This window comes from Acinetobacter sp. ANC 5600, from assembly GCF_002018395.1.
GTDB lineage: Bacteria > Pseudomonadota > Gammaproteobacteria > Pseudomonadales > Moraxellaceae > Acinetobacter > Acinetobacter amyesii.
Genome location: NZ_MVKW01000002.1, coordinates 81493 through 106319, shown reverse-complemented (window position 1 = coordinate 106319; position 24827 = coordinate 81493). Strand labels below are relative to the sequence as shown.

26 protein-coding genes are annotated in these 24827 nt (G+C 41.8%); 12 read left to right on the top strand and 14 right to left on the bottom strand.

Annotated features, from left to right (window positions below; translation table 11 throughout):
- Nucleotides 1-139: 139 nt before the first annotated feature.
- Nucleotides 140-784 carry a ParA family protein gene (locus tag B1201_RS04370; protein ID WP_078192493.1) on the bottom strand — a complete coding sequence of 215 codons (645 nt, stop codon included), beginning with the start codon at nt 782-784 and terminating at the stop codon, nt 140-142.
- A gap of 132 nt (nt 785-916) precedes the next feature.
- Here B1201_RS04370 and B1201_RS04365 point away from each other — a divergent pair, with 132 nt between their 5' ends.
- The gene (locus B1201_RS04365; RefSeq protein WP_078192492.1) at nt 917-1387 is read left to right on the top strand and encodes a Holliday junction resolvase-like protein; all 471 of its coding nucleotides are present in this window, start codon (nt 917-919) and stop codon (nt 1385-1387) included.
- A gap of 55 nt (nt 1388-1442) precedes the next feature.
- The gene (locus B1201_RS04360) at nt 1443-2036 is read left to right on the top strand and encodes a hypothetical protein (RefSeq protein ID WP_078192491.1); all 594 of its coding nucleotides are present in this window, start codon (nt 1443-1445) and stop codon (nt 2034-2036) included.
- A 47-nt stretch (nt 2037-2083) separates the two neighbouring features.
- Here the strand turns inward: B1201_RS04360 and B1201_RS04355 are convergent, their stop codons facing one another.
- Entirely contained in the window at nt 2084-2710 is a 627-nt protein-coding gene (locus B1201_RS04355; RefSeq protein ID WP_078192849.1) for a class I SAM-dependent methyltransferase, read from the bottom strand.
- A 283-nt stretch (nt 2711-2993) separates the two neighbouring features.
- On the opposite strand from B1201_RS04355, the gene B1201_RS04350 reads away from it, so the two are divergent.
- Both B1201_RS04350 and B1201_RS04345 read left to right on the top strand, forming a co-directional pair.
- Nucleotides 2994-3554, top strand: a complete 561-nt coding sequence (locus B1201_RS04350; protein WP_078189325.1) for a hypothetical protein — start codon at nt 2994-2996, stop codon at nt 3552-3554.
- Between the two features lie 72 nt (nt 3555-3626).
- Nucleotides 3627-4055, top strand: coding sequence for a protease inhibitor I42 family protein (locus B1201_RS04345; RefSeq protein ID WP_078192848.1), 429 nt, complete (start codon nt 3627-3629; stop codon nt 4053-4055).
- An 89-nt stretch (nt 4056-4144) separates the two neighbouring features.
- On the opposite strand, the gene B1201_RS04340 is transcribed toward B1201_RS04345, so the two are convergent.
- A complete protein-coding gene (locus B1201_RS04340; RefSeq protein WP_078192490.1) occupies nt 4145-4477 on the bottom strand; it encodes a HopJ type III effector protein in 333 nt (110 codons plus the stop codon).
- Nucleotides 4478-4645: 168 nt separating this feature from the next.
- Here B1201_RS04340 and crcB point away from each other — a divergent pair, with 168 nt between their 5' ends.
- On the top strand, nt 4646-5029 hold the full coding sequence (gene crcB, locus B1201_RS04335; RefSeq protein WP_078192489.1) for a fluoride efflux transporter CrcB: 384 nt from the start codon (nt 4646-4648) through the stop codon (nt 5027-5029).
- Nucleotides 5030-5150: 121 nt separating this feature from the next.
- On the opposite strand, the gene B1201_RS04330 is transcribed toward crcB, so the two are convergent.
- The gene (locus tag B1201_RS04330) at nt 5151-5405 is read right to left on the bottom strand and encodes a type B 50S ribosomal protein L31 (RefSeq protein ID WP_078189321.1); all 255 of its coding nucleotides are present in this window, start codon (nt 5403-5405) and stop codon (nt 5151-5153) included.
- A gap of 104 nt (nt 5406-5509) precedes the next feature.
- On the bottom strand, nt 5510-6808 hold the full coding sequence (locus B1201_RS04325) for an ABC1 kinase family protein (RefSeq protein ID WP_078192488.1): 1299 nt from the start codon (nt 6806-6808) through the stop codon (nt 5510-5512).
- Between the two features lie 201 nt (nt 6809-7009).
- Between B1201_RS04325 and B1201_RS04320 the strand changes: the two genes are divergently transcribed.
- The gene (locus B1201_RS04320) at nt 7010-7222 is read left to right on the top strand and encodes a DUF1737 domain-containing protein (RefSeq protein WP_078189319.1); all 213 of its coding nucleotides are present in this window, start codon (nt 7010-7012) and stop codon (nt 7220-7222) included.
- Here B1201_RS04320 and B1201_RS04315 read toward each other — a convergent pair.
- From B1201_RS04315 to B1201_RS04305, 3 genes are all read right to left on the bottom strand, one after another.
- Nucleotides 7219-7650: a hypothetical protein gene (locus tag B1201_RS04315; RefSeq protein WP_143221656.1), complete on the bottom strand. Its 432-nt coding sequence runs from the start codon at nt 7648-7650 to the stop codon at nt 7219-7221. The genes B1201_RS04320 and B1201_RS04315 overlap by 4 nt on opposite strands.
- A gap of 124 nt (nt 7651-7774) precedes the next feature.
- Nucleotides 7775-9133, bottom strand: a complete 1359-nt coding sequence (locus B1201_RS04310) for an MATE family efflux transporter (RefSeq protein ID WP_078192486.1) — start codon at nt 9131-9133, stop codon at nt 7775-7777.
- Nucleotides 9134-9174: 41 nt separating this feature from the next.
- Complete coding sequence (locus B1201_RS04305; protein ID WP_078192485.1) at nt 9175-9633, bottom strand: DMT family transporter; 459 nt, start codon at nt 9631-9633, stop codon at nt 9175-9177.
- A gap of 124 nt (nt 9634-9757) precedes the next feature.
- Between B1201_RS04305 and hemW the strand changes: the two genes are divergently transcribed.
- Both hemW and B1201_RS04295 read left to right on the top strand, forming a co-directional pair.
- Nucleotides 9758-10912 (top strand): radical SAM family heme chaperone HemW, encoded by a 1155-nt coding sequence (gene hemW, locus B1201_RS04300; protein ID WP_078192484.1) that lies wholly within the window; start codon nt 9758-9760, stop codon nt 10910-10912.
- Nucleotides 10913-11045: 133 nt separating this feature from the next.
- The gene (locus B1201_RS04295) at nt 11046-11453 is read left to right on the top strand and encodes a hypothetical protein (RefSeq protein ID WP_078192483.1); all 408 of its coding nucleotides are present in this window, start codon (nt 11046-11048) and stop codon (nt 11451-11453) included.
- Between the two features lie 43 nt (nt 11454-11496).
- On the opposite strand, the gene B1201_RS04290 is transcribed toward B1201_RS04295, so the two are convergent.
- Entirely contained in the window at nt 11497-11799 is a 303-nt protein-coding gene (locus B1201_RS04290; protein ID WP_078192482.1) for a hypothetical protein, read from the bottom strand.
- 317 nt (nt 11800-12116) lie between these two features.
- Complete coding sequence (locus tag B1201_RS04285) at nt 12117-13940, bottom strand: acyl-CoA dehydrogenase C-terminal domain-containing protein (protein WP_078192481.1); 1824 nt, start codon at nt 13938-13940, stop codon at nt 12117-12119.
- Nucleotides 13941-14170: 230 nt separating this feature from the next.
- Between B1201_RS04285 and B1201_RS04280 the strand changes: the two genes are divergently transcribed.
- Complete coding sequence (locus B1201_RS04280) at nt 14171-16681, top strand: hypothetical protein (protein WP_078192480.1); 2511 nt, start codon at nt 14171-14173, stop codon at nt 16679-16681.
- Nucleotides 16682-16767: 86 nt separating this feature from the next.
- Here B1201_RS04280 and aroE read toward each other — a convergent pair whose 3' ends face one another.
- The 3 genes from aroE to hemF form a co-directional block, all read right to left on the bottom strand.
- Nucleotides 16768-17556: a shikimate dehydrogenase gene (aroE, locus tag B1201_RS04275; protein WP_078192479.1), complete on the bottom strand. Its 789-nt coding sequence runs from the start codon at nt 17554-17556 to the stop codon at nt 16768-16770.
- A gap of 102 nt (nt 17557-17658) precedes the next feature.
- On the bottom strand, nt 17659-17880 hold the full coding sequence (locus B1201_RS04270) for a hypothetical protein (protein WP_078189308.1): 222 nt from the start codon (nt 17878-17880) through the stop codon (nt 17659-17661).
- Between the two features lie 231 nt (nt 17881-18111).
- Nucleotides 18112-19053 carry an oxygen-dependent coproporphyrinogen oxidase gene (hemF, locus tag B1201_RS04265; protein ID WP_078192478.1) on the bottom strand — a complete coding sequence of 314 codons (942 nt, stop codon included), beginning with the start codon at nt 19051-19053 and terminating at the stop codon, nt 18112-18114.
- A gap of 277 nt (nt 19054-19330) precedes the next feature.
- On the opposite strand from hemF, the gene hemN reads away from it, so the two are divergent.
- Nucleotides 19331-20704 carry an oxygen-independent coproporphyrinogen III oxidase gene (gene hemN, locus B1201_RS04260; protein ID WP_078192477.1) on the top strand — a complete coding sequence of 458 codons (1374 nt, stop codon included), beginning with the start codon at nt 19331-19333 and terminating at the stop codon, nt 20702-20704.
- 94 nt (nt 20705-20798) lie between these two features.
- Here hemN and ribA read toward each other — a convergent pair whose 3' ends face one another.
- On the bottom strand, nt 20799-21401 hold the full coding sequence (ribA, locus tag B1201_RS04255) for a GTP cyclohydrolase II (RefSeq protein ID WP_078192476.1): 603 nt from the start codon (nt 21399-21401) through the stop codon (nt 20799-20801).
- A gap of 311 nt (nt 21402-21712) precedes the next feature.
- On the opposite strand from ribA, the gene dxs reads away from it, so the two are divergent.
- Nucleotides 21713-23623: a 1-deoxy-D-xylulose-5-phosphate synthase gene (gene dxs / locus B1201_RS04250; protein WP_078192475.1), complete on the top strand. Its 1911-nt coding sequence runs from the start codon at nt 21713-21715 to the stop codon at nt 23621-23623.
- Nucleotides 23624-23735: 112 nt separating this feature from the next.
- On the top strand, nt 23736-24566 hold the full coding sequence (locus B1201_RS04245) for an inositol monophosphatase family protein (RefSeq protein WP_078189303.1): 831 nt from the start codon (nt 23736-23738) through the stop codon (nt 24564-24566).
- The last annotated feature ends 261 nt before the right edge of the window (nt 24567-24827 follow it).

The following is a 24827-nucleotide window of genomic DNA, read 5'->3' as shown; positions in this document are numbered from 1 at the left end:
ATTTTTTCATCATGTTGTGTTCAATCTTAACCGAAAAAAAAGCTCCCGAAAACGAGAGCTTGTTAACTTATGGTGAATATCTTTCAGGCTAGATCCTTGCAAGATTGGCCTTTATATCAGCAAAATGTGGAATGATGGGTTAAAACCACTCGGCTTCGTCTTCAATAATGGCATTGAGCACAGGTTGCCATTGTTGCTGCATGCCGAGGTACAATTTTTGCGTTTTATCAAAAACCGAAAGACCTTGCATGGCAAGTTGACCATAAGCGGTACGTTCAGAAATCCAAGCAACGGGCTGTTGTTCAACTTTATTGAAAAAATCTTGAATTTCTTTGGAATGAGCAGAATTGGGTTTGACACGATTGGCCAACAATAGGATTTGGACTTTACCTTTACGAATCCGCTTAATTTCTTGCAAATGCTTTAAAAAACGACGGGTCGAGTCAATGTCGAAGAAAGATGGTTGTAGCGGGGTAATGATGGCATGAGCTTCACTCACCAACTGATCTGCATGTTCACCCGATAACGCACCCGGTGCATCGATAATTAGATATTCAATCCCTTTCGGCACATCACCAATCGATTTTTCATGACGCCAATCTAGGCTCTGAATTGGGGCTGCAGTCTCTGGGCGCTGTTTGAGCCATTGACGTGCAGACTTTTGATTGTCAGCATCTGCCAAGGCCACTTTATAACCTTTTTGCGCAAGTGCAGAGGCTAAACTGATTGCTGTGATGGTTTTGCCACAACCACCTTTTTGATTGGCAATTAATATCGTTTTCATCGACCTAAATAGATTTTATTCTGCTCATCCCTAGCATATCATTGTTTAATGCGGGGAATATGACAAAGAACCAAAGTCTAAGTTTTTTCTATAGGTTTCGCTGTAATATATTAAAAAGATTAGGAATTTTAAATGTCTGTCTGGATGGCCATGCTCATTGGCGCGTGTATTGGGATTGTACTGACCACCTTAATTTTAAGTGGCAGTCGCAATGGAAGGATAAAGGCAGAATACGAGCAATATATTGCAGAACTAGAATTGGAACATCAGCAAGCCTTGGCCCATGCACAAAAACGCAGTGTAAATACCAGTCGTGCTGTTTTAAAAGGCAAAATGGCCGAACAAATGGCGCCGATCATGCCTGAATTTCAGTATTTACCTAGCGATGCAAAGTTTCTCGGTGACCCGATCGATTATGTGGTTTTTGATGGCTACACCGACTTTCGTGATGGTGATGGGCTCGCTGAAGACATCGAGGTGGTGCTGATTGATATTAAAAGTGGTGGCGCACGTTTGACCAAAGGGCAACAAGCGATTGCTCAAGCCATTGCCGAAGGGCGAGTGCGTTTTGAAACCATCCGAATTGACTTTGAGCACATTTAAGCTCGCGTGACTCAGCCTCAGAACCGTTGAAAAGTAATAAGGACAGAATATCCACATGGAAAAACTCTTAGCGACTGCAGCCGTTTTTGCTCTCATGCTGTGGATATGGTCTGAATATTTTCGTGCCATTCCACATTTAGAGCAAACTGGTGTGCTGAAAAATTTTCAGGTCACACCGACTCAGGCATTTGCCGGTGAATATTTGCTGTTGGATAAACGCTACTACAGTGCGAGTAGTCGTACATTACATCCGGCCGCACCGACCGTGGTGGGTGGCTTTCAAGACTTGGCGTATGTCAGCAATATTGATTTGCTACTGGGTTCAGGCGCAAATGATTTCCAGTCTTTAAAATATCATCTTGAATGGTCGCAGCAGAACCGCTGTTTTAACGTACAAGCGAAAGACGTGCCGTCGACACAAGTTGAACAGCTCAAGTCTGAATTGCAAAATGTCAGTGTGATTGCTCAATCCGAAGACGTTGCAAATCGTATTCGTCGTTTAAAATCAGGGGATCGTGTGGAGATTTTGGGTGAATGGGTGGATGTACATTCCATCAAAACAGGCAAGTCGTATAACACCTATAATGTGTTGAATAAAAAGCCCTGTCATATCCTAAAAATTAATGCCATTCGATTAATCAAAGACTAGGTATTTTTATCTAGATTTGATTGTGCTTAAACATGGCCTTGGACGCTTTAACTCAACTTCCGTGCGCGGGCGAGCAACATGCGCTGACCAATTTTTGGAATGCCTTCAGCATCAAAATACTGCGTTTCAAAACATTCAAACTGGGCATCTTCAAGCAACTTTTGCATATTACGATCCAGATGACAGCCATCTGCGACTTTCTTTTGAATGGGCGTGAGTAAATGCTGTAACTGCTTAATTTTTCGATTTTCATTGTGTGGTACATGCTCAACCAAATGAAATGTCCCTGTTGGTTTAAGGACACGGTAGATTTCTTCAAGCGCAGTTTCAATATCGGCAATGCTGCATAAGGTCCATGTACTCACGACATGATCTAGACTTTCATCTGCAAAGGGTAATTTTTCAGCACCAGCTAAAATATGCTGTACCTCAAAAGGTGCTGCATGTACACGTTCAGCAGCTAAATGAAAAATATCGGAATTGGGCTCAAGGGCAAAAACCGTATCGACATTTTGATAAAACGCTAAATTCAAACCTGTACCAAAGCCAATTTCGAGCACCTCCCCAGATACGGCTAACAGGAGTTCACGTCGTTTATCCATCAAGCTTGGTACTTGCATGACTTGATTTAAAAGATGCGGAAAAATGTGTTGTTGATAAAATTTATAAATCATAGCGGGCATTATTGTTGGCTTTTTTTAAAGTGTAAATCATGTCGTGGAGCATGAATATGGGCCAATTGACTGAATAACAGCATTTTGTTACCAAGTTCATAAGGTTTATGCAGACTGTGTGCGTAATATAGAGTTACAACTAGTGAAAACGACATTCATCAGGCTCAACCTACGCGATTTTAAGCTCATGTTCAGGTTGGGGCATTATGAATAGATGAAGTCGGCTCAATTGCAGAATTAAAATTGAGTAATGTGAAGTATTACAGGGTAAGAGGATAACGCGATGATCAAGCGAATTGCATTAAGTACTGTGCTTGCAGGCTTTTTATTGAATGTCGGTGTCCAAGCGTCTTCAGATTATAATATTGCCAAAGGCTTAGCACCTGCTGCCAAAGGCCAGTCGATTTCTACCTTGAAAGAATTTAAAGGTGATTTCCGAATTTTAGGTTCTAAAACCTATCAAACAGATGAACAAGCAAAATTTTCTCCGATCGATTATGCGGTCAGTTGGGGCTTATTTGCAGAGCCAGAAATTGCTCGTACGATTTCAGTCAATCAATATGACCGTTTCTTAAATTGGAAAATGGATCGCGTTCCTGTACCGCAAAAGCAAGCCATGATGATGGTGTCGAATATGCACATCATTCCTGCAAACCCGCAAATTGCGAAACAAATTACTCAAGTGAAACGTGGCGATCTTGTGCGTTTAAAAGGGGATTTGGTTGAGGTGAAAGACAAAGATTTGGTTTGGACTTCATCTTTGACCCCAACAGACACGGGTGATGGGGCTTGTGAGGTTTTTCGTGTAAGTTCGATTCAGTGGATTGAAAAAGTCAAAGGCTAAACTTCGATTGCATCGAGATCGTATTGAAATCGGTGTGCATTAGATTCAAGGTAAAATAATTTGATGATGAAAATGACGATAAAGAAAAAGCTTATTTTGAGTCTAATGATGGCGAGTAGTTTGGCGCTTGGTGGATGTACCAGTATGAGTTCAACTGTAGATGGGAAAACCCATGTATTTACTGAACAGCAAAGTTGTCCGACCTTGCTTGAGATGGATCGTGGACAAACTTTAGAAGTACTGTTAAACGAAAATCCAAGTACCGGATATGTATGGTCTTTGGCTGAGCAACCGAAACTTTTTAAAGTTGAAGAAGTGTTTCAATCAGCTCAACAACAAGCTGCTGCTGCAGATGCGACACCAGTGCTTGGTGCCGGTGGTCAAAAAATTTATCGTTTTACCGCATTGACTGCCGGTGAAGAATTACTACATTTGAAGCATGCACGAGCTTGGGAAAAAACCGCGATGGCTGAATGGACTTGCAGAGTTCGAGTATCTTGATTTGAACCAATGATGAAAAGATAAAAAAGCCAGTATTTATACTGGCTTTTTTATGGCAGACGAACTGATTTAAAACGTCCACGTATGTATTATTTCGCGCTCAGCGCTTGACCGTCAAATTGAATACCTTCCCAACCATTTTGCATAAATTGGCGAATGTTTTGGTGGTCAGTTGCGTCTGGTGTCGCCAAAACAGCAGCATAATGTTCAGCAAAAAGACTTAAGGTTTCAGCTTGGTTTAGACCATTCAATTGGGCAAAAGAAAATACTTTGGCACTGCCTTGGTTTTCAGTCGCTGCATTGGCTTGTTTGCCATTGGTAAAAGCAGTTGGTGTGTGGTTATAACGCGCTTCAATAAATGCAATCACATCTGAAAATTTCGCAGTCCCTGCTTGAAGTTGATCTAATAATTCCTGAGCCATAATGTCCTCTTTCAATAAAAAATACCGCAAAGTGTTGCAGACTATAGCAAGCTTTGACCCAAACATTTAACACTATTTGCGTAAATTAAATGCGTGTATATTGAAGGGCGACCTTAGGCAGTCTGTTGCCTAAATTGTAGATACCAATGATGTTGAAGTAGGACAACTATGAACTGGCTTTTGGTCGCATGTGGCGGCGCAATTGGAGCAACACTTCGCTATGCAGCAGGACTGTTATTGGCCAAGCCAACAGTACTCTTTCCATGGGCTACATGGTGGGTGAATATTTTAGGTTGCTTTTGTGCAGGTGTGTTGTTTGCATTTAGCCAAAAATATCCCGTTCTACAAAATGAAGCACGCTTATTGCTTATGGTCGGGATCTTAGGTGGCTTTACCACATTTTCCAGTTTCGGCTTAGAAACCTTTCAACTGCTCAGACAAGGGCAAAGTGGGCTGGCATTTAGTTATGCCATTTCCAGTGTGGTGATTGGTGTCATCGTATTGGGGCTGGGATATTACTTATTTCATTCGATTTTAAAAATAGATGTTTAAAACAACGCTTGAAAACCACAAAATTTCAGACATAAAAAAAAGAAGTTCAGGCTGGAGGAGGGTAACCCTGAACTTCTTTAATGTTTTAATTTTAAAAGAAAAAACTTAATCGAAACTGAACTTATTGTGAGCGTTTGAAACGCGCAAAGCGTTTATTGAAGTTCGCAATACGTCCTTCATTATTCACTTGACGTTGTTCACCTGTATAAAAAGGGTGTGATGCACTTGAAATATCGAGCGTCACATATGGATAAGTTTTGCCCTCAAACTCTTTGGTTTGATTAGTACTTAAAGTACTGCCAATCACAAAAAAGGCATTGGCATTGGTGTCATGAAAGAGCACTTCACGGTATTCGGGATGGATGTTGGCACGCATTCTTCTGTTCCTTAAATTTATTGATTAAAGAAATGTTATAACATAACAATATAAAATGCAAATATTGCCCGAAATTCATCAGGCAATCAGCGCGTCATGTTCACTTAAGCGCTAGGTGGGACCAACTCATCAAAGAGATCATTGAGATTGTCATTCACTTTCAAATGAATCAAATTCCAATAATGCCCTGAAACAGTCCGGTTCACCATCAGGGTGTCTGGCGACGGTTTAAACACATCCCAGTATTTAAGAGATGGCTTAATTAATTCTACCCCGTCATGGTGCGCTGAATTTTCAGCAAAGTCGTATTGTGTGGTCAGCGGACGCATCAGTACTTCAAGCCATTGCTCATACAACTCTGTAGGGAATTTACCGAGTTCATTGAGTGAATGTAGGGCATCCAGTTGCTGTTCCATCAGTGGAATATCGTGCTTGCGTGCAGCATTAATCAATTGCTTAAAGTGCGACACGATTTCAGGAGACAGGGTTTTCACACCGCCGTAGTCATATACGATGACTGAACCATCTTCACGAAAGGCGAAGTTGCCCGGATGCGGGTCACAGTGGAAACGTTTAAGGAAGAAAATTTCACGGCCTATGGCACGGAATAAGCGTCTTCCCAAGGCATTTCGGGTTTCTTGTGACCATGTGCTGGCAGTTTCTATACTGTCGCCAAGCTCTAGACTTAGAGTCAAAATATGACGTGAAGAATAATCTTTATAGACCTGTGGAATGATGATTTTGTCATCCAGCGCACTATGAAACGCACGGGCCACATCTAAGTTTTGCGCTTCAATTTCATAGTTCAGTTCGTTGTCTAAACTGTCCTGAATTTCACGAAATAGCTTGTCTTGTAACTTCCGATCAATTTTTAATACGCCCATCAGACGAAGTGCAAGGCGAACTTGTTTTAAGTCACTTTCACAGGCTTCTTCGACACCCGGATATTGCACTTTCACCACCACCTGCTGACCATTAGGTAACACGGCTTTATGCACCTGCCCAATGGATGCAGCGGCAAAAGGTTGTTCTTCAAAACTTTTAAAAATTTGCGCGAGGGGTTTGCCGAGTTCTTGTTCTACTTGGGCCTTAATTTCAGCAAAAGGCATGGCTGGCGCTTGGCGTTGTAATTTACTGATCGCTTTTGCGACTTCAGGTGGAAAAATGTCTTTGTACTGCGAGGCAATTTGTCCGACTTTCATCACCGCACCTTTCATTTCACCCAAAGTGTCTGCAATTTGCAGACCGATGTCCTGAAAAAGTTTACTGCGAGATGCATTTTTCTGTTCTTCATCGGCAGTGATATTGCGGATGGAATTGGAAACGGTTTTAGTAGCAATGCTTGCCGTCATACTGGCAAGTTTCATAAAGCGACGACCCGGTGTGCTAGCCGTTTTTGCCATGTGATGTTCCTCAAGATCATCATTTATTATCTAATACCGATCATAGGCGACAAAACACAAACTGCCTACTTTAAATTGTTAAGACTTTATTTCCATTGATAAAATGATGGGCAAAAATGTAAATACTGAAAATAATTCAGGCAAATTTAAGCCATGTGCTGAATGGTTTAAAATATCGCGTCGCTAGAAGAGAACTGAACGATGAAAGTGTATCGCTATTTAACCGGTAAAGATGATGTCAATTTCTGTGCCCGTGTGACCAAAGCTTTAAATGAAGGCTATGAATTGTATGGATCACCGACCATGAGTTTTAATGGGACAGATGTGATTGTCGGGCAGGCGATCGTGAAAGACGTAGAGGACGACAGCCAAGTGCCACAAGGTTTAAAAAATGCCATCGAGGCGCTTAATTAGTTGGTTTTTGCTGCTTCGCTAGATTCAGTTTTTTCCAGTTCTAAATGTGGACTGAGATATTTACTGCATTGGTTATGGTGTAAGTTTTCATTCAAGGTGATGAGGTTTTGCGTCACGATAAAATCCTGATCACCCGCAGAGGCAAACTTTTGATTGGCCTTGATGAAGTCCTGATAGGTATATGCCATACCAGACTGCTGACAACTTAACTTTAAACGTGCGGTATATGAGTCTGCTTGTTGTTCATGATAAAAGCGAAAGGCTGTCCAAAGTGCTTGATTGATGTAATCAAATTCAGGTTGTGATTGGACTTTGATGGGTGCGTAATACAAAGGAAATTCATGTCGGTTGATTGTTTGTTCAGCCTGTAGTGACATGGAGAAGCCCAAGCTCAGACAGAGACTCATCGAGCGAAATACATGGGACATGTTTATCTTCCTCTTCTTCGTGCTGTTTATTTATGGCGTTGCTATGCAGCGTGTTAATTTGCATTAATCTTCTGCATAGCCTAGCTGTCTTTTTTAAGTAACTTTTTAGATGATTTTTAAGGGCTTATCTCGCTTGAGCTAAACGTTTATTCATCATAAATAAACGTGTAAGTAGCAGTATACAGGCGACAGTCAGACCCACAATTAGGCCAATCCAAACGCCTGCAGCACCAGTCGTGGTGAAGCGTGCAAGATAGATCCCGACAGGGAAAGCAATGATCCAATACGCGATCATGGTGATCCACATCGGCCCTTTAGTGTCTTGCATGCCGCGTAAACACCCTGCGGCACTGACTTGCCATGCGTCCATCAACTGATAGGCAATCGCGAACAAGACCAAATATACTGCAAGCTGAGTCACATCATAGTCATTGGTATAGAGTGACACAATTTCATTACGTAAAAGCCAAAGCAGCAACATGGTAATCAGGGCAAATACCGTCCCTGTCAACATACCGACTTTCTGGACTTTTCGCATAGCCAGCCAGTTCTTTTCCCCATAATAGGTACCGACCCGAATGGTCAGCGCAATCGCTAGTGACATGGGAATCATAAACAATTGCGAGGTAATCGAAATGGCGACTTGATGCGCGGCAATGGTGACTTCGCCCAAAGGACTCAAAACAATAGCGGCTGTACTAAAAATACTGACTTCAAAGAAAATGGCTAAGCCAATGGGAAAGCCAAGTTTTAAGATACGTTTGATCCATTCACTGTTCATTTTTTCAAAAGCAGCGAAAGGTTGGGTCTTTTGATAGGCCGATCCTTTGAAAACGTACATCGCCAAAGCAAAGAACATCAACCATTGTAAAATCGCGGTGGCAAAACCACATCCTGCAGAACCCAATTCAGGGACTGGGCCTAAACCATACATAAAAATAAAGTTTAGTGGAATTAACACCAATAAAGCTAGCAGACTCAGCACAGTGACTGGTCGCGGATGCCCCAAAGCTTCTGAGTAGCCACGTAAAGCTGCGTACATGGTGACAGCAGGCATACCTAAACTAATGGCGTGTAAGAATAAACTCGCCTTCGGCAGCAATGCTTCAGGGACACCCAATAACGGTAAAAGCAGCGGCATGGCTTGTAAGACTAATGCGGCAATGATCCCTAAAAATAATGCGACCCATAACGACTGACGGGCGATGGTGGCAATTTTTTCAGGCGTGCGAGCACCATTGGCTTCGGCCACCAATGGGGTGGTTGCAATCATAATGCCGCTGAACAGCAGCATGACCGGTATCCATAAACCGACCCCGACCGCAATGGCTGCAAGGTCATTGGCGGACATGTGTCCAGCCATGATGGTATCAATGAGACCAAATCCCGCTTGCGCAAACTGCGTGATCAATATCGGGATCATTAAATGAAACAGTTGTTTTAATTCATACTTGCTGCTTGTTACAGCCGTGACAGTAGACACAGAATGTACTCATTTCTTGTGAGGTGCTTAGGAATGAGGTCTTAGCGTTGGAAAGTGAGAAGCACACCAATAAAAATCACCACGCCACCCAATAAGCGTTGCCAGTTAATCGGGGTTTTTTCAGTGCCGAGCAAGCCAAACTGGTCAAATACCATCGACATTAAGATCTGTCCAAAAATAATCAGACCGGAGAGGGATAAAAAACCCAGTTTCGGTGCGGTATAAATACTGATACTGATGGCATAAACACCCAAACATCCCCCCAGCCATAAATACCAAGGGATTTGAGCAAAACTTGCAAAGTCCGGTTTTTCGGCCGATTGAAAAAACACCATAAAGGCGAGGACTATTGTACCAACCAAAAAAGAAAAAAGGGCAGCTTGCAGCGGTGAATATAAATATTCACGCAATTGGCTGTTGATCGCTGTTTGAATGGTCATGGCGATACCAACACCCATCGCGAGCGGCAGTAAGTACAATAAATGGCTGCTTATTTTCATCTTCTAATCATCTAATTCTTCTTAAATTTATTAGTCTACTGTATTGTGGATGAGATTTCATAAGCGCTCTGATGCAGTCATGTTAAAATGCGCTTACTTCTTTTGTTCCTTTTGAGCATTTTCCTTGGTTGAATTAAATCCTGCAGTTGTTCCGTTATCTTTATACATTCACATGCCGTGGTGTGTGCGCAAATGTCCATACTGTGACTTTAATTCGCATGCAGTGCCGAATGGTGAATTGTCTTTAGACTTAGAACAAGAATATTTACAGGCGTTGGTTGAAGACTTTAAAACGCAAGTCGATTTTGCTCAGGGTCGCCTGATTCATAGTGTATTTATTGGTGGGGGTACACCATCGCTCATTTCATCCAAAGGCTATCAAGGGTTATTTGCTCAACTCAAAGCGTTAGTGCCATTTGAAGCGGACTGTGAAATTACCTTGGAAGCCAATCCGGGCACGGTTGAGCACGATCCTTTTGCCGGTTATTTAGATGCAGGGATTAATCGTCTATCTATCGGTGTGCAAAGTTTTAATACCGACCAGCTGAAAAAACTGGGCCGGATTCATTCGAATGATGATGCGATTTCTGCCATTCAGCATGCAAAAGAGGCAGGTTTTGAACGGATAAATGTCGACTTGATGCATGGCCTGCCTGAACAAACGCTTGAGCAAGCACTGTTGGATTTAAAACTTGCTGTTGAAAATGGCGCAACGCATGTGTCGTGGTATCAGTTGACCATTGAACCTAATACGGTTTTCTTCCGCACAAAACCGATTTTACCTGTCGATGATGTGCTTGAAGATATTCAAGAACAGGGCGAAGCCTATTTAACAGCGCAAGGCTTTATCAATTATGAAGTATCGGCATGGCGTAAAGAAAAGCCGTCGGCACATAATTTAAATTATTGGCAGTTTGGCGATTATTTGGCGATTGGCGCAGGCGCACATGGTAAAGTGACCATGCCAGACGGGGTGTATCGTTTCCAAAAAACCCGATTGCCGAAAGACTATTTAGCCAAAGTACCTGCTGAACATCTTCAGTTTAAGCGCATCGAAGCAGCCGACATGCCTTTTGAATTTATGATGAATGTACTTCGTTTAAATCATGGGGTGGAAGCCAAGCTATATAGTGAGCGTACAGGGGAAAGTTTAGCGCCAATTTCTGAATTATTGGCTTCTTTACGTGAGCGCCAATTGATGGTGAATGATCCTGCGCGTTTGTCTTGTACCGAGCAGGGGCATATCTTTTTAAACTCAGTATTGGAAGAATTCCTGTAATGAAAGCTATGTCAAACTTGTTTTAAAATTTGAGCGACAAGTAATTTTTCATATTTGGAATGTAATTTGCAGAATGTGTATGAAATTATTCAGTTGATAATTGAATTTACATGGCATAAAGGAACTTCAGAAAATGAAATATATTTTAACTGCGACGTTATTAACTATAGCTTTGGTGGGTTGCACCGATAAAAAAGCACCATCAGAACAAAATGTTGCAACAGAGGCAACGGCCACAACTGCACAAACAAACGATGTTGCAGTAGCTCAAGATGAGCAAGTGATTCACTTTACAGGGCCACAAGATCTTAGCCTTGAGTTAAAAACCAAAGATAATTTTGAAACCGCACAATTGACTGATAATTCTGATCGTGTGTATGAATTGAAACGAGCAGTTTCAGGAAGTGGTGTACGACTTGCCAACGACCAAGGTGTTTCAATTCACTTTAAGAACTTTAATGGTGTGAATGAAGGCACAGTTGAGTTGGTAAAAGATAAACCCATAGAGATTAAAGAATTTATTGCTGATAAAGCAAAGTAAATATTAAAAAAAGACCGCATGAGCGGTCTTTTTTTAATTTAGCTTAACGATGTTTCGGTGGCATTGGCGGTAATTTATGCTGCGAAACAGGTTTGTGTTGATTGCCTTTAAAAGCTACGGCCTTATGATTTTGTTTGGCAAATTTTGCATGAGCGTGTTGATGCTCTTTTTTCACTATTTGCGGCCCAGCAGGTTTGTGATGTGTTGTTTTAGGCGGTACAGGTTTTTTATCGAAGTGTGCAGCAGGTGGCGGATTTTTATGATCGAATGCAGGCGCTGCCATTGCAGACATTGTCGCAGTTGTTGCAATTAGACCAATCATTAATGAAGACATCAGTTTTTTCATGGTTACGCTCTTTATGAATCAATGAATTCATCATAGGGGGAGGCTATGGAGAAGATATGAAGTTGTATGAGATACAAATGTAAAGCTAAAATCATCGAGTGAAATTTAATTTAAGTATTTAATATTTATTAAATAAAATTATTTTTTTGAAAAATACAACAATATTTCTCCATATAAAGTTCATCTTTATACATTGTTATTACCTCATGAAGAAATTAAGAATGCTGCTCATTATCGCTATAGATGAAAATTAAAAGAGAAGACAAAAAGACCGCCGAAGCGGTCTTTTTATAGAGTCATTTAACTCGGTTTAAAGCTTAGTAGTCAAAGCTAAAGTGTTCAGGAGCCAAAGAAGTCATGGTCTTCGATGGGTTAACCATTGCTTCAGCGTGACCTTGTGAGCGTGGTAATAGGCGTTCAAAGTAGAAGTCTGCCACTTTGATTTTTGCTTTATAGAACTCAGGAACTTCTGCACCATTGCCTTCTGCTAATTTTTCAGAAGCTACGGCAGCTTGTTGTGCCCAGAAATAAGCCATCATCACGTAGCCAGAGAACATTAAGAAATCGACAGAAGCAGAAGATACGATGTCACGGTCTTTACGTGCTGCAAGCATGATACGAACCGTTAATGCATTCCACTGTGCGCAAAGCTTCGTTAAGTCCCACGCAAAACGACGCATGTATTTGTTACGTGCATGTTGACCACAGAACTTCAAGATTTCAGCTGTGTAGTCACGAATCACTTTACCTTTAGAGGTCAACAGAACTTTACGACCAATCAAGTCTAGTGCTTGAACACCAGTTGTGCCTTCGTAGAGAGTAGAGATACGTGAGTCACGAACAATTTGTTCCATGCCCCATTCTTTAATATAACCATGACCACCGTATACTTGCATACCATGGTTTGCAGCTTCATAACCCATTTCGGTTAAGAAACCTTTGAGAATCGGGGTGTAGAAGCCTAAGTGGTCATCATGTGCTTCAAACGCTGCTGTATCACCGCGGGTTAAAGCATCAGTCATTTTGTCCGCAATTTGAGCTGCATAGTAAATCATTGAACGGCCGCCTTCAGCGATCGCTTTTTGAGTTAAAAGCATACGACGTACGTCTGCATGGTGAATAATCGCATCGGCTACTTTTTCAGGATCTTTTTTACCTGAAAGTGCACGCATAGACATACGTTCTTTCGCGTATGGAAGTGCGCCTTGGAATGCCAATTCAGCATGTGCAATACCTTGAATTGCTGTACCAATACGTGCAGTGTTCATGAAGGTGAACATTGCATGTAGGCCTTTGTGTTTTTCACCGATCAAGTAACCAATGGCATTGTCAAAGTTCAGCACAGCTGTTGCCGAAGCACGGATCCCCATTTTGTGTTCAATCGAACCACAAGTCACTGGGTTGCGTTCGCCCACTGAACCGTCTGCTTTCACAAGGAATTTTGGAACGATGAACAATGAAATCCCTTTAGTACCTGCAGGAGCATTTGGAAGACGAGCAAGTACGATATGCACGATGTTATCTGTTAAATCATGCTCACCCGCAGAGATGAAGATTTTTGTACCAGAAATTGCATAGCTACCGTCAGCTTGAGGTTCCGCTTTGGTTTTTACCTGACCTAAGTCGGTACCGCATTGAGGTTCAGTTAAGCACATGGTGCCTGACCAAGTTCCAGCAACAAGGTTCGGTAAATATTGGTTTTTCTGTTCTTCTGAACCAAATTGTAGAATGGTGTTGATACAACCTACGCTGAGACCCGGATACATTTGGAATGACCAGTTTGCTGTACCCATCATTTCAGATTTGATGAGATTCAACGACTGTGGCAAGTTTTGACCGCCAAATTCTTCAGGGAAAGACAGACCTTGCCAGCCACCCTGTACAAATTGGTCATAGGCTTCTTTAAACCCTTTTGGTGTTTTCACATCACCATTTTCAAAATGACAGCCTTCTTCATCACCCGTTTGGTTTAAAGGTGAAAGGATGTTTTCACAAAAATCCGCTGCACCTTCTAAAATCATGTCGACAGTATCTGCATCAGCAGCTTCACCATTAGACAAAGTTTTGTAGTGTGCTGGGTAATCGAGCACTTCATTCATTAAGAAACGAATATCGTGTAAAGGCGCTTTATATGCAGGCATAGTCTTAATCCTAATATCTAAATTTTTTTGGATTATCTGTATTGATGATTTGATTATTCATAATTTTATCCAAAAAACATTGATGAATACGCCCTTAAAAAATGTCAGAAAGGCGAATTGTAATATTTAACCAACATGTGAAATGTAAACTTCTGATAGACTGGATGTTGATCTTTTGATCATTTTTTTCTTTTAATAAATCATAAAGAACTTAGGTCTTTCGTACAATTATGCGATTAAAATATATAACACTTTGTTTACTGGGTTTGAGTATTACTGGGTGTGCTCAACATGTCATAAAAACCAATTCAACGGATCAGTCTCTCGGGCAACAAGCCACTCAAGGCTTAAACGCAATGTTTGAAAATGCCAGTTATGACATGAAAGGGCAATTTTCAATTCAGACCGATATTCAGTTCGATGAAAAAAAGCCTGAAACCAAGTCAAAACCTGCGATAAGCACACAGCCAGAGCTGGATCCTAAACTTAAAAAACAACTGGATCAGTTGATTAAAACCCAAAATATTCCATTTAGCCAAAAAGAAAAGAAACAGCTCTATCAAGCGATTGCCAATGAATCGATCCCACCATCAGCGCGCTATAGCGATGAAGATGATGGCGTTTCTCCGCAATCCAAAATTGCACAATCACTACTGAATGTGTTGAATGATTTACAGTTTAGCTATAGCGGTTCAGTACATTTTAGAGAAAAACTTGCCGCCTTAACCTTACAACTGAGTTATCAAAAACCGACTTTGCAGGTGAATGCACAGTTGCCGATGATCATTGATTTTAATCAACATAAATTTTATACCAACTACTTTGCGTTCATGCCGTTTATGGTAAATCGTGAAAGCCAAAGCAGCTTGGCTTATGTGGATTTTTCAAAACATAAAGAGACGATTGCTCAGTACGATTTGAAAAAATTTGCTGACTATTTAAAACAAATGAATGCTTTGCCCTATGTCTTGGCAGAGCCGAATCAAGTGCAAAATATTGCTTTAACACGTGATGAAAAAAATGCAGGGCTGACTAAAAAAATCCGCTATGTGGGTGATCTTAATGCGCTATACACCCAGCTTGAACTTTTCGATTTTGTGAATGCCAACTATTACACCACGCAAATCAAAGGTCAGCGTAATAGTGACGCCGAGCAAGATGAATCTGTGGACGCTGCTGTGCATCAGAGTGCTTCCGAAGAGGCGATGGCTGCGGCTGAAGCGGAGGGAGGGACTGCAGTAGCGGCAGCAGCTGAGGATGAAGACTATGATGCGGCTTATGCATCTGTAGAACGTGTGAATGAGCTGCTCAATGCGAAAATGCATGGCCTGATGTATCACCAACACGAAACGCAAGAAGAACAAACGTCTTCTGCAGCTGAATCTGCTGAATACGCGATCGATACTGCAAGTGCATATGCGGAGGCGACCGCGGGTGATGACGAAGAAGCCTATAATACGGATACTGAAGTAACCGAAGCTTATGCGGCTTCAGAAGAAGATGATGAAACAGCGAACTTATCTGAGGAAGCCTGTCAGGCCTTGATGAACACCAAACAGGTGCCGATTGGTAAAGTCACATTGTGTCAGGATTATCAAGATGTTCGGGTGATACCGCTGCAAGAAGATTCTGTACCATCGGCCTCTGCTGCGGACGCATCCAATACAGATTCAGAGATTTCGGACGCTGTTGAGCAGTTAAAACCAGTATTCCAGCAATATCAAAGTGAACAACTTGTCGATGTAAAACAATTCCAGCAATTATGGCAAAAGCATCAAGCTGAAATTGCACAGGTGCTGAATACACAGGATAAATCATCTTCGAATGTCGTGATGGATGTAGGCTTAGATCACAAAGGCCGCGTCCAAGTAATGGACTATCAATTGGCCTTTAATGAGCCACGTTTAGGTCAATTAAAGCTGAAAAGTAGCAACCAAATCTTGAATTATGGCAATGCGACTAAAATTGATCGTCAAGCCATGAAACAGGCAAAATCCATTGAGGAAGTCAGTAAAGATTCACTCTTTGAAAATATGTTGAAAGGCCTGCTTGCGCCAATCACGGGAAATGATCCTCTGCTTGTTGAAGCAGAAACTGCATCGGTTGATGATGTCCGTGCTGCAAATGAAGAAATCGAACTTCCTGAATATCTCAGTACAGTTGCTTTGCAAAGTTATAAACGCCATCAATCTGAAGTGAAAGCCTATCAAGCGGCATTTGTCGTGGCATTTGCTAACTATCGCGCTCAGTATGTGCGTTATTACTCAGCCAATGATTTGAATGAAATTGCTGAAGTTTATGCATATCGATTTGTTGATGGCTTAAAAGAGCCAACAGGCAATGCGCTGAAACGTTTAAATCAATTACGTGATAAGCATGCTTTGCATCGCTATCAAGACTTTGATGACTTAGGTTCTTCAGTCAATCATTATGTGCAGTCGGGGATTGGTGAGTACAAAGCTCAGGTTGAATGGAAGCAGTTGCAAAAAACCTATAAGACTGATCAGGCGATTTTTGCACATTTATACCAACAAAACTTTTTAGCTAGCTATGAACTGGAAGGAACTGAAAAAGCACATTTGGTGAAAGCATCAAAAATCTATGCGCAAGCCTTTGCTGATGATATCAAAGGAAAATTATCAGAAGCGTCATTGCAAGGCCTAGCAGCAGAACACGAAGAGTTGTTCAGCCAATCGGCTTATTATGAGACTTATAAGGCGATACAAAAACATAAGAAGTAAGTTGGATCAAAAAAAGAACCTCAATTGAGGTTCTTTTTTTAGGTGTTTAGCCTGCTCAGAAAGTGAATTGAGCAAATCATTTTGAATTATAGAAAGTCTTTTAGATCAGGTTTAATGCCATTCCAAATAGAAAAAGATTCGATTGCTTGACCAACCAACATGCCAAAACCTTCTGAGGTTGGAACATGGCGTGCTTTGGCTTGATCCAAAAATGTCGATGGTTTGCCATAGGCCATTTCATAGGCGTGGGTGAATTGTAAAGCTTCAGGCAAAATTAGAGCATCACCCGTTAAGCTGGCCGATGTGGCATTAATCACCAGATCAAATTGACCTGCTAATTCGGCGAGGGCAATGGCTGCAAGTTCGGCATTGGGGACGGCAGTTTTTAAATCAGCGACCAATTGCTCAGCACGCGCTAAAGTACGGTTGGCAATGACGATTTTTTTGGCCCCGGCTTGTACCAGTGGGTAAATCACGCCACGTGTCGCACCACCTGCACCAATAATTAAAATATCGCTCTGTTCTAAATTCCAATCTAAGGCACGGATGGCATCAACTAGGCCTTGTCCATCGGTATTATCGCCATGGAGTACGCCATCTTGCATCCAAAGTGTATTGACCGCACCTGCAATTTTGGCACGTTCAGTAAGCACGCTACATTGTGCATAGGCTTGTTCTTTAAACGGAACAGTGACATTCATACCGATGCCACCTTCGGCAAAGAAGGATTCGACACTGTGCTGAAAACCATCGAGTGGCGCAAGTCGTTTGCTGTACTGAATGTCGAGGCCTGTTTTTTCAGCGAAGGCATGATGAAGTTCAGGTGAGCGTGATTGTTCAATCGGGTTGCCAATCACGGCAAATTGTTTGCTCATTGCACAGCGTCCATGTAGATGTGAAAGAGCAGACAATATACGCCAAATGTGATGATGGCTAAAGTTCGGGCAGTCTTAAAATCGTGAAATAAAGGCGGAAAATTAAGGATTACAAATATCTAAGACGCTTTGAATCAAGATGCTGGCAGCACTGATGACTAAACCAATCAAGGCAACCACCATGAAGCCAATAGCCAAATTGTCATTCAAAGACGTTTCGGAAAAAATATTAGTACTGATAGCGCTGATCAGCACAACAGCAAAGCTCCAAAACACCAAGGCAGTAAGACTGACTGCTTTTTTATTGAGTGTTTGATGTGTCATGTGCGTTGTACTCCGTACAAGAAAGTTACAGCCATGAGTTTATTGACACATTGTGCAATGACATAGCGTAAAGCTGTTTAAAAGATGTGTCATTGTTGAGCAATATGATTACAAAGTAAATGCTTAAAAAATTTATTTATGCATCAAGATATTACCTAGAAATATAAATACTTTAATTAAAAGGCAATGAAAAGCCCCTGATGGACAGAGGCAAATACATGTCTATCTATTTTATTTCAATATATTAAGCCAATCATGCGGTTTTAAATAAAAGTCGGTGAGCTTTTTCTCTGGAGAATTTTCTTCCCATTCAGGACGATACGACCAGCCCACCAAAGGTGGCATACTTACTAAAATGGATTCAATACGCCCACCAGTTTGTAAACCAAATAAGGTGCCACGGTCATACACTAGGTTATATTCAACGTAACGACCACGACGGTAAAGTTGGAAGTCTCGTTGTGCTTCGGTATAGGCTTTGTCTTGGTTTCTTTGGAAGATCGGTAAAATTGCCTCTAAATAACCATTACCGACGGCCTGCATATATTTGAAACAGGTTTCAAAGTCCCATTGGTTGAGATCATCAAAGAATAAACCACCCACACCACGTTGTTCATCACGGTGTTTGAGATAGAAATAGTCATCACACCATTTCTTATGTTCATCATAGAGTGTATCACTAAATGGGGCACAAAGATCATGGGCAGTTTGATGCCAAGACAAGACATCTTCATCATTTGGATAAAATGGAGTGAGGTCAAAACCACCGCCAAACCACCAAATCGGATCTTGTCCTTCTTTTTCCGCGACAAATAAACGCACATTGGCATGTGAGGTTGGGACGTTGGGGTTTTTCGGGTGAATTACCAACGACACGCCCATGGCTTGCGCTTTTGCACCTGCAATAGCGGGATGGCGTTCAGTCGCAGAGGCGGGTAATTTTGAAATATTGATGTGCGAGAACATCACACCGCCTTTTTCAATCACCGTTCCATTTTGAAGAACACGTGAGCGACCACCACCACCTTCAGGGCGTTCCCAGTCATCGATAGCAAATTCGGCACTTCCGCCACCAGCACGTTCTTGCTGTTCCAATGCGGCACAAATTCGTGCCTGTAAATCGCGAAGGAATTCATCTACACGTTGAATATCGGCTGAAGTTGGATTCTGCATGGTGACCTTTATTAAAATAATTTAAAGATAAGTGTCATCAAAACATAAATTACGTGAAAACTTAAGGCATTTTTCCCGATACTCAGCATCGGCTCTTTACTTTAAATCTGGAAATCTAGTGATTAAACCAAAAGATCATGCAAAGTTAGCAGCAATTGCTCAGACTGAAATTGGGGCTATTCCGACAAATTTGCTAGGTTGAATTCACTTCTGAAGCTCAGCACAATAATCATCAGGTAGATTTAAATTAAATCTCATTGATTGAAATGGTGCATCGATGTCTCAGCAAGCGAGTTCTTTAATTCAAAAATATAATGTACCGGGTCCACGCTATACCAGTTATCCAACCGTACCGTATTGGGAGGAAGCTGAGTTTTCATTGCAACAGTGGAAACAGGGCTTGAAGCGTTCATTTGATGAGACTAATCACAGCGAAGGCATCAGTCTGTACATCCATCTACCATTTTGTGAAAGCTTATGTACGTTTTGTGGTTGCCATAAAAAAGTCACAAAAAGACATGAGATGGAGCTGCCTTATATTCAGGCGGTGCTGAAAGAGTGGGACTTATATTGTCAGCTCTTGGTCGATCGACCAAAGATTAAAGAAATTCATTTGGGCGGGGGAACGCCTACTTTCTTTTCTCCTGAGCATCTCACCCAGTTGATTCAAGGCATTCTAGTGCATGCTGATATTGCCGATACACATGAATTTAGCTTTGAAGGGCATCCGAACAATACCACACGTGAGCATTTACAAGCTTTGTATGATGTTGGTTTTCGACGCGTAAGTTATGGAGTGCAGGATTATAATGAGAAGGTGCAAAAAGCCATTCATCGGATACAACCTTTTGAGCATGTGGAACAAGTGACACAGTGGGCACGTGATATTGGCTATACCTCTATTTCACATGATTTGGTTTTTGGTCTGCCATTTCAGGATTTAAACGATGTGTTGCATACCATTGAACAGACCAATCGTTTGATGCCAGATCGTCTAGCCTTTTATAGCTATGCACATGTGCCGTGGATTAAGGGTAATGGTCAGCGTGGTTTTAAAGATGCCGATGTCCCGAAAGATGATTTAAAGCGTCAATGCTATGAAGAAGGTAAAAAACAGCTATTGGCGCAGGGCTATCATGAAATTGGGATGGATCATTTTGCATTAACCCAAGATCCGATGTATCAAGCTTTTCAGCAGGGCAGTTTGCACCGTAATTTTATGGGCTATACCGCATCGAAAACCCAAGTAATGATTGGTCTCGGCTTATCCTCGATCAGTGACAGTTGGTACAGCTTTGCACAAAATGAAAAGAAAATTGAAGACTATTATGCACGTTTAGAGCAAAACCAAATTCCTGTTTATCGAGGTCATGTGCTGACTGAAGAAGACTTGATTATCCGTAAACATATTCTGAATTTGATGTGTACATTCCATACTTCGTGGGCAAATACAGACATGCAATTTCCAGAAATTGATGAAGTGGTTGCACAATTAACAGAAATGCAGGCGGATGAATTATTAGAGTTGGGTGATCAGAGCATCCAAATTACCGAAAAAGGCAAACCTTTTGTCCGTAATATCTGCATGGCTTTTGATTTACGATTAAAACGTCGTGTTCCTGAAAATCGTATTTTTTCGATGACGATTTGAATCTCCCCTAACCCCTCTTTAATAAAGAGGGGGAAGCCTCCCTTTTGTAAAGGGAGGTTTGGAGGGATTAATTTATGGAGAATTTAAAGGATTTTTAAAAATCGTCCTTTTGATACATATGCGACATACGATCATGTTTGGTTTTTAAATATTGTTCGTTAAAGGGATTTAAACCCACAGTCAGCGGAACGCGATCAACGACATTCACGCCTTGCTCTTGGAGCGCTTCAATTTTTAACGGGTTATTGGTAATGAGACGCACCGCAGTAATGTTGAGATGATTCAACATGATAGGACACATATCATAACGACGTGCATCGGCAGGAAGATCCAATAATAAATTGGCATCGACTGTGTCATGGCCTTGGTCTTGTAGGGCGTAAGCACGAATTTTATTGGTTAAGCCAATACCACGACCTTCTTGGCGTAAATATAAAATCACCCCTTGACCTGCTTCATTAATTAATTTTTGGGTCGCTTGAAGCTGTGGGCCACAGTCACATTTGAGTGAAGCGAAGGCATCACCGGTGAGGCATTCGGAGTGGATACGAACTAAAACAGGTTCAGTGGGAACTTGTTCTAGTCCTTTAGAGAGTGCGACGTGTTCTTCACCGGTTTCAGGATCCTGAAAAACCGTAATATTGAATTCACCAAAAGCGGTCGGTAATCTTGACGTTGCGACAAATTCTATAGGCACTGCTTAACCCGTTTATTCGATTATAAATTTGCTAAAGTATAGCGTAATGCTTGGACATTGGTAGAATTGCAACGACGAATTTATGCAGAACATTTTCTTTTTTGTATAAAGCGAACGATAATAGTTGATAAATAGGAAGATTATTCAGGATAATCTGACTCATTCAAAATCTCCCCAACGAGATCATTGCTAAAAATTACATCGCTACAAGTTTGGCTGATTGTAAGGTGATACAATTCGACGATATGATCGAGTTACCCATTTAGACCGAGCTTAGGAATTTGCCAGGCTTTAGAAGGCTTTGCCACATTATGCTGTATAAAGAAATACCATTTCAACGCCCTGTAACACCGTTGCTGGATACGATTAACCATCCTCAACAACTTCGTTTACTCGAGCGCAGCCAATTAGAGCAAGTGGCGGATGAGTTACGTCAATTTATTTTGTATGCGGCCGGACAAAGTGGTGGGCATTTTGGTGCCAATCTTGGGGTGATCGAATTAACCGTGGCATTGCATTACTGTTTTGATACGCCACGTGATCGTCTGATTTGGGATGTGGGTCATCAAGCCTACCCGCATAAAGCCTTAACAGGTCGTCGTGAACAATTAGTGACGATTCGTGCCAAAGATGGTTTGGCTGCGTTTCCTGCCCGTGAAGAATCTGAATTTGACACCTTTGGCGTAGGCCATTCATCAACAGCGATTTCTGCTGGTCTTGGGATGTCATTGGCACGTCGCTTCAAGCAAGATCCCTGTCATGTGGTTGCAATCGTGGGTGATGGCGCGATGACAGCGGGCATGGCTTTTGAAGCCATGAACGATGCGGTGGCACACAATGCTGACCTCATGGTGGTATTGAACGACAACGATATGTCGATCTCATGCAGTACTGGTGGTTTTGCTAAGCATTTGGCTGCGATTTGGGAAAGTGGTCAATCGGTGAATATTTCTGAAAATGGCGAAGCCTATATTCAACCTCATCCTGAATGGGCGTATAACTCACGCCTACATTGTGCTGCGACCGATGCTGCAGACAACCTATTTAAAGCCATTGGCTTTGACTACTTTGGTCCTTTTGATGGGCACGATGTTGAACAATTGACACATGTGTTTGAAGCCTTAAAAAAACGCAGTGGTCCACGTTTAGTGCATGTCTATACCAAAAAAGGTAAAGGCTTTGCACCTGCCGAAGCAGATCAAATCAAATACCATGCCATCAGTAAACTGAATGCACCTGCTGCAGTGGCAACTGCACCGAAATATTCAGATGTTTTTGGTCAGTGGTTATGTGATGAAGCTGCACAGGATGATCGTTTATTAGCGATTACCCCTGCGATGTGTGAAGGCTCCGGTATGGTGCAATTTGCAAAGCACTTCCCTGAGCGTTTTTTTGATGTTGCCATTGCAGAACAACATGCGGTGACCTTAGCTGCGGGTATGGCCTGCGAAGGGGTAAAACCCGTTGTTGCAATCTATTCAACCTTCTTACAACGTGGTTATGATCAACTGATTCATGACGTCGCTTTGCAAAATCTCGATGTGACATTTGGCATCGACCGTGCAGGTTTGGTTGGTGAAGATGGCCCAACGCATGCCGGTGCTTATGATTATGCCTTTATGCGTACCGTGCCGAACATGGTGGTCATGGCACCGAAAGACGAAAATGAATGTCGTCAAATGTTACATACGGCTTATTTGTATAAAGGCCCAGCGGCAGTACGTTACCCACGAGGTAATGGACTAGGTGTTGAGATTCAGCAAGAGATGACCGAGCTTGAAATTGGCCGTGGTGAAGTTCTTGCAAACTTCAATGATCAGCAAGATGCAACAATTTCGATTTTAGCATTTGGTAGCCGTGTTCAGGCAGCGGTTGAGGCGGCTGAAGTATTGGCTGAAAAACTGGATGTTGCAGTTCGTGTGCTAAATATGCGTTTTGTAAAACCATTAGATACACAGTTGATCGATCAAATCGCGGCAAGCACGCAACTATTTGTGACAGTTGAAGAGCATGCAGTGATGGCGGGTGCGGGTAGTGCGGTAAATGAATATTTAGCGCAGGCTAGTATTGTTAAACCGATGCTGAATTTAGGTTTGTCAGATGAATTTATGCATCAGGCGACACATGCTCAAATGCTACAACAAGCTGGACTAGATGCTGAAGGCATTATCACTTCTGTGACACAAAGCTGGATAAAACATAAGTCAACTGTAGTTTGCTGAATTTCTAATTTTTAGAAACATTTTTTCCCTAAAAGCCCTTATATTTGATAAGATATAAGGGCTTTTATGCATTATTCTTTATCAGTATCTTCAAATTTGTAGTGGGTGTTCAATGGAACCTATGGTGGTTATGGCTGCGCGTGCGGCTCAATTAGTTGGTCAAGAGCTTTTAAAAGCGCATCAAAATCGTCATAAACTCGATCTACAAGTCGAAGAAAAAGGAATTGATGGTCCAGTAACGCGTGTAGACCGTTATTTGGAACAATTGACCATCGATACCCTACGTAAAAGCTATAAAAATCACAGTTTCCTAGGCGAAGAGTTTGGTCTTCAAGAAGGTAAAGGTCATGACGCTGATTGGTGTTGGATCATCGACCCACTTGATGGCACATTAAACTTCGTTAATGGTGTTCCACATTTCTGTATCTCTATTGCAGTTCAACATAAAGGTGTAACTCAACACGGTGTTATTTATGACCCTGTGAAAGATGAGTTGTTCTCTGCAAGCCGTGGTCGCGGTGCGATGATGAACCAACGCCGTATTCGTGTAAATGTAAAAGACAGCTTAGAAAACACTTTCCTTTCAGTGGGTCATGCGTATCGTAAAATTCGTAATGGCGAAGTGGTTTCTTATGCGAAAAACCATTTCAACTCATTGTTAAATGTGACTGAAGCCGGTGCTCAATACCGTCGTTCAGGTTCTGCTGCTCTTGATCTAGCATATGTTGCTGCCGGTCGTTTCGATGGTTATTTCGAACTTGGTTTGAAACCTTGGGACATCGCTGCGGGTGAACTTATTGTGAAAGAAGCGGGTGGTACTGTGGTTGATGCTCGTGGTGGTAACGACTCAATGGACAATGGTCAAGTACTTGCATGTTCTATGAAAATGCTTAAACCACTTATGCAAGCTGTTGTTCCAGCTTGGGGTGAAGCTGCTAAATAATAGAACGCTTAGTTCGAGTTTATTGACAGAATAATGAAATAAAGCCCTCTTTATGAGGGCTTTATTTTTGTCTAATCGGTCAAAAATAAAGGCTTAAACACCTATAATTTAAAGCTTCTTACAAAAAACATTCTGAAGTTGACTAAAACAGGTGACATTTAAAAACTTTCTGCTATAATCGCCGCACGCACTAAATTTCGTTCATTACCTGAACATTCTCTTCTATCATTGTGTATGCGCGTTCCGGTCCAAAGAGAGGAC

Bases quoted from the DNA above. Each gene is read 5' to 3' on its own strand.
- B1201_RS04370 (WP_078192493.1), bottom strand. From the start codon at position 784: ATGAAAACGATATTAATTGCCAATCAAAAAGGTGGTTGTGGCAAAACC.
- B1201_RS04365 (WP_078192492.1), top strand. From the start codon at position 917: ATGTCTGTCTGGATGGCCATGCTCATTGGCGCGTGTATTGGGATTGTA.
- B1201_RS04360 (WP_078192491.1), top strand. From the start codon at position 1,443: ATGGAAAAACTCTTAGCGACTGCAGCCGTTTTTGCTCTCATGCTGTGG.
- B1201_RS04355 (WP_078192849.1), bottom strand. From the start codon at position 2,710: ATGATTTATAAATTTTATCAACAACACATTTTTCCGCATCTTTTAAAT.
- B1201_RS04350 (WP_078189325.1), top strand. From the start codon at position 2,994: ATGATCAAGCGAATTGCATTAAGTACTGTGCTTGCAGGCTTTTTATTG.
- B1201_RS04345 (WP_078192848.1), top strand. From the start codon at position 3,627: ATGACGATAAAGAAAAAGCTTATTTTGAGTCTAATGATGGCGAGTAGT.
- B1201_RS04340 (WP_078192490.1), bottom strand. From the start codon at position 4,477: ATGGCTCAGGAATTATTAGATCAACTTCAAGCAGGGACTGCGAAATTT.
- crcB (WP_078192489.1), top strand. From the start codon at position 4,646: ATGAACTGGCTTTTGGTCGCATGTGGCGGCGCAATTGGAGCAACACTT.
- B1201_RS04330 (WP_078189321.1), bottom strand. From the start codon at position 5,405: ATGCGTGCCAACATCCATCCCGAATACCGTGAAGTGCTCTTTCATGAC.
- B1201_RS04325 (WP_078192488.1), bottom strand. From the start codon at position 6,808: ATGGCAAAAACGGCTAGCACACCGGGTCGTCGCTTTATGAAACTTGCC.
- B1201_RS04320 (WP_078189319.1), top strand. From the start codon at position 7,010: ATGAAAGTGTATCGCTATTTAACCGGTAAAGATGATGTCAATTTCTGT.
- B1201_RS04315 (WP_143221656.1), bottom strand. From the start codon at position 7,650: ATGTCCCATGTATTTCGCTCGATGAGTCTCTGTCTGAGCTTGGGCTTC.
- B1201_RS04305 (WP_078192485.1), bottom strand. From the start codon at position 9,633: ATGAAAATAAGCAGCCATTTATTGTACTTACTGCCGCTCGCGATGGGT.
- B1201_RS04295 (WP_078192483.1), top strand. From the start codon at position 11,046: ATGAAATATATTTTAACTGCGACGTTATTAACTATAGCTTTGGTGGGT.
- B1201_RS04290 (WP_078192482.1), bottom strand. From the start codon at position 11,799: ATGAAAAAACTGATGTCTTCATTAATGATTGGTCTAATTGCAACAACT.
- B1201_RS04285 (WP_078192481.1), bottom strand. From the start codon at position 13,940: ATGCCTGCATATAAAGCGCCTTTACACGATATTCGTTTCTTAATGAAT.
- B1201_RS04280 (WP_078192480.1), top strand. From the start codon at position 14,171: ATGCGATTAAAATATATAACACTTTGTTTACTGGGTTTGAGTATTACT.
- aroE (WP_078192479.1), bottom strand. From the start codon at position 17,556: ATGAGCAAACAATTTGCCGTGATTGGCAACCCGATTGAACAATCACGC.
- B1201_RS04270 (WP_078189308.1), bottom strand. From the start codon at position 17,880: ATGACACATCAAACACTCAATAAAAAAGCAGTCAGTCTTACTGCCTTG.
- hemF (WP_078192478.1), bottom strand. From the start codon at position 19,053: ATGCAGAATCCAACTTCAGCCGATATTCAACGTGTAGATGAATTCCTT.
- hemN (WP_078192477.1), top strand. From the start codon at position 19,331: ATGTCTCAGCAAGCGAGTTCTTTAATTCAAAAATATAATGTACCGGGT.
- dxs (WP_078192475.1), top strand. From the start codon at position 21,713: ATGCTGTATAAAGAAATACCATTTCAACGCCCTGTAACACCGTTGCTG.
- B1201_RS04245 (WP_078189303.1), top strand. From the start codon at position 23,736: ATGGAACCTATGGTGGTTATGGCTGCGCGTGCGGCTCAATTAGTTGGT.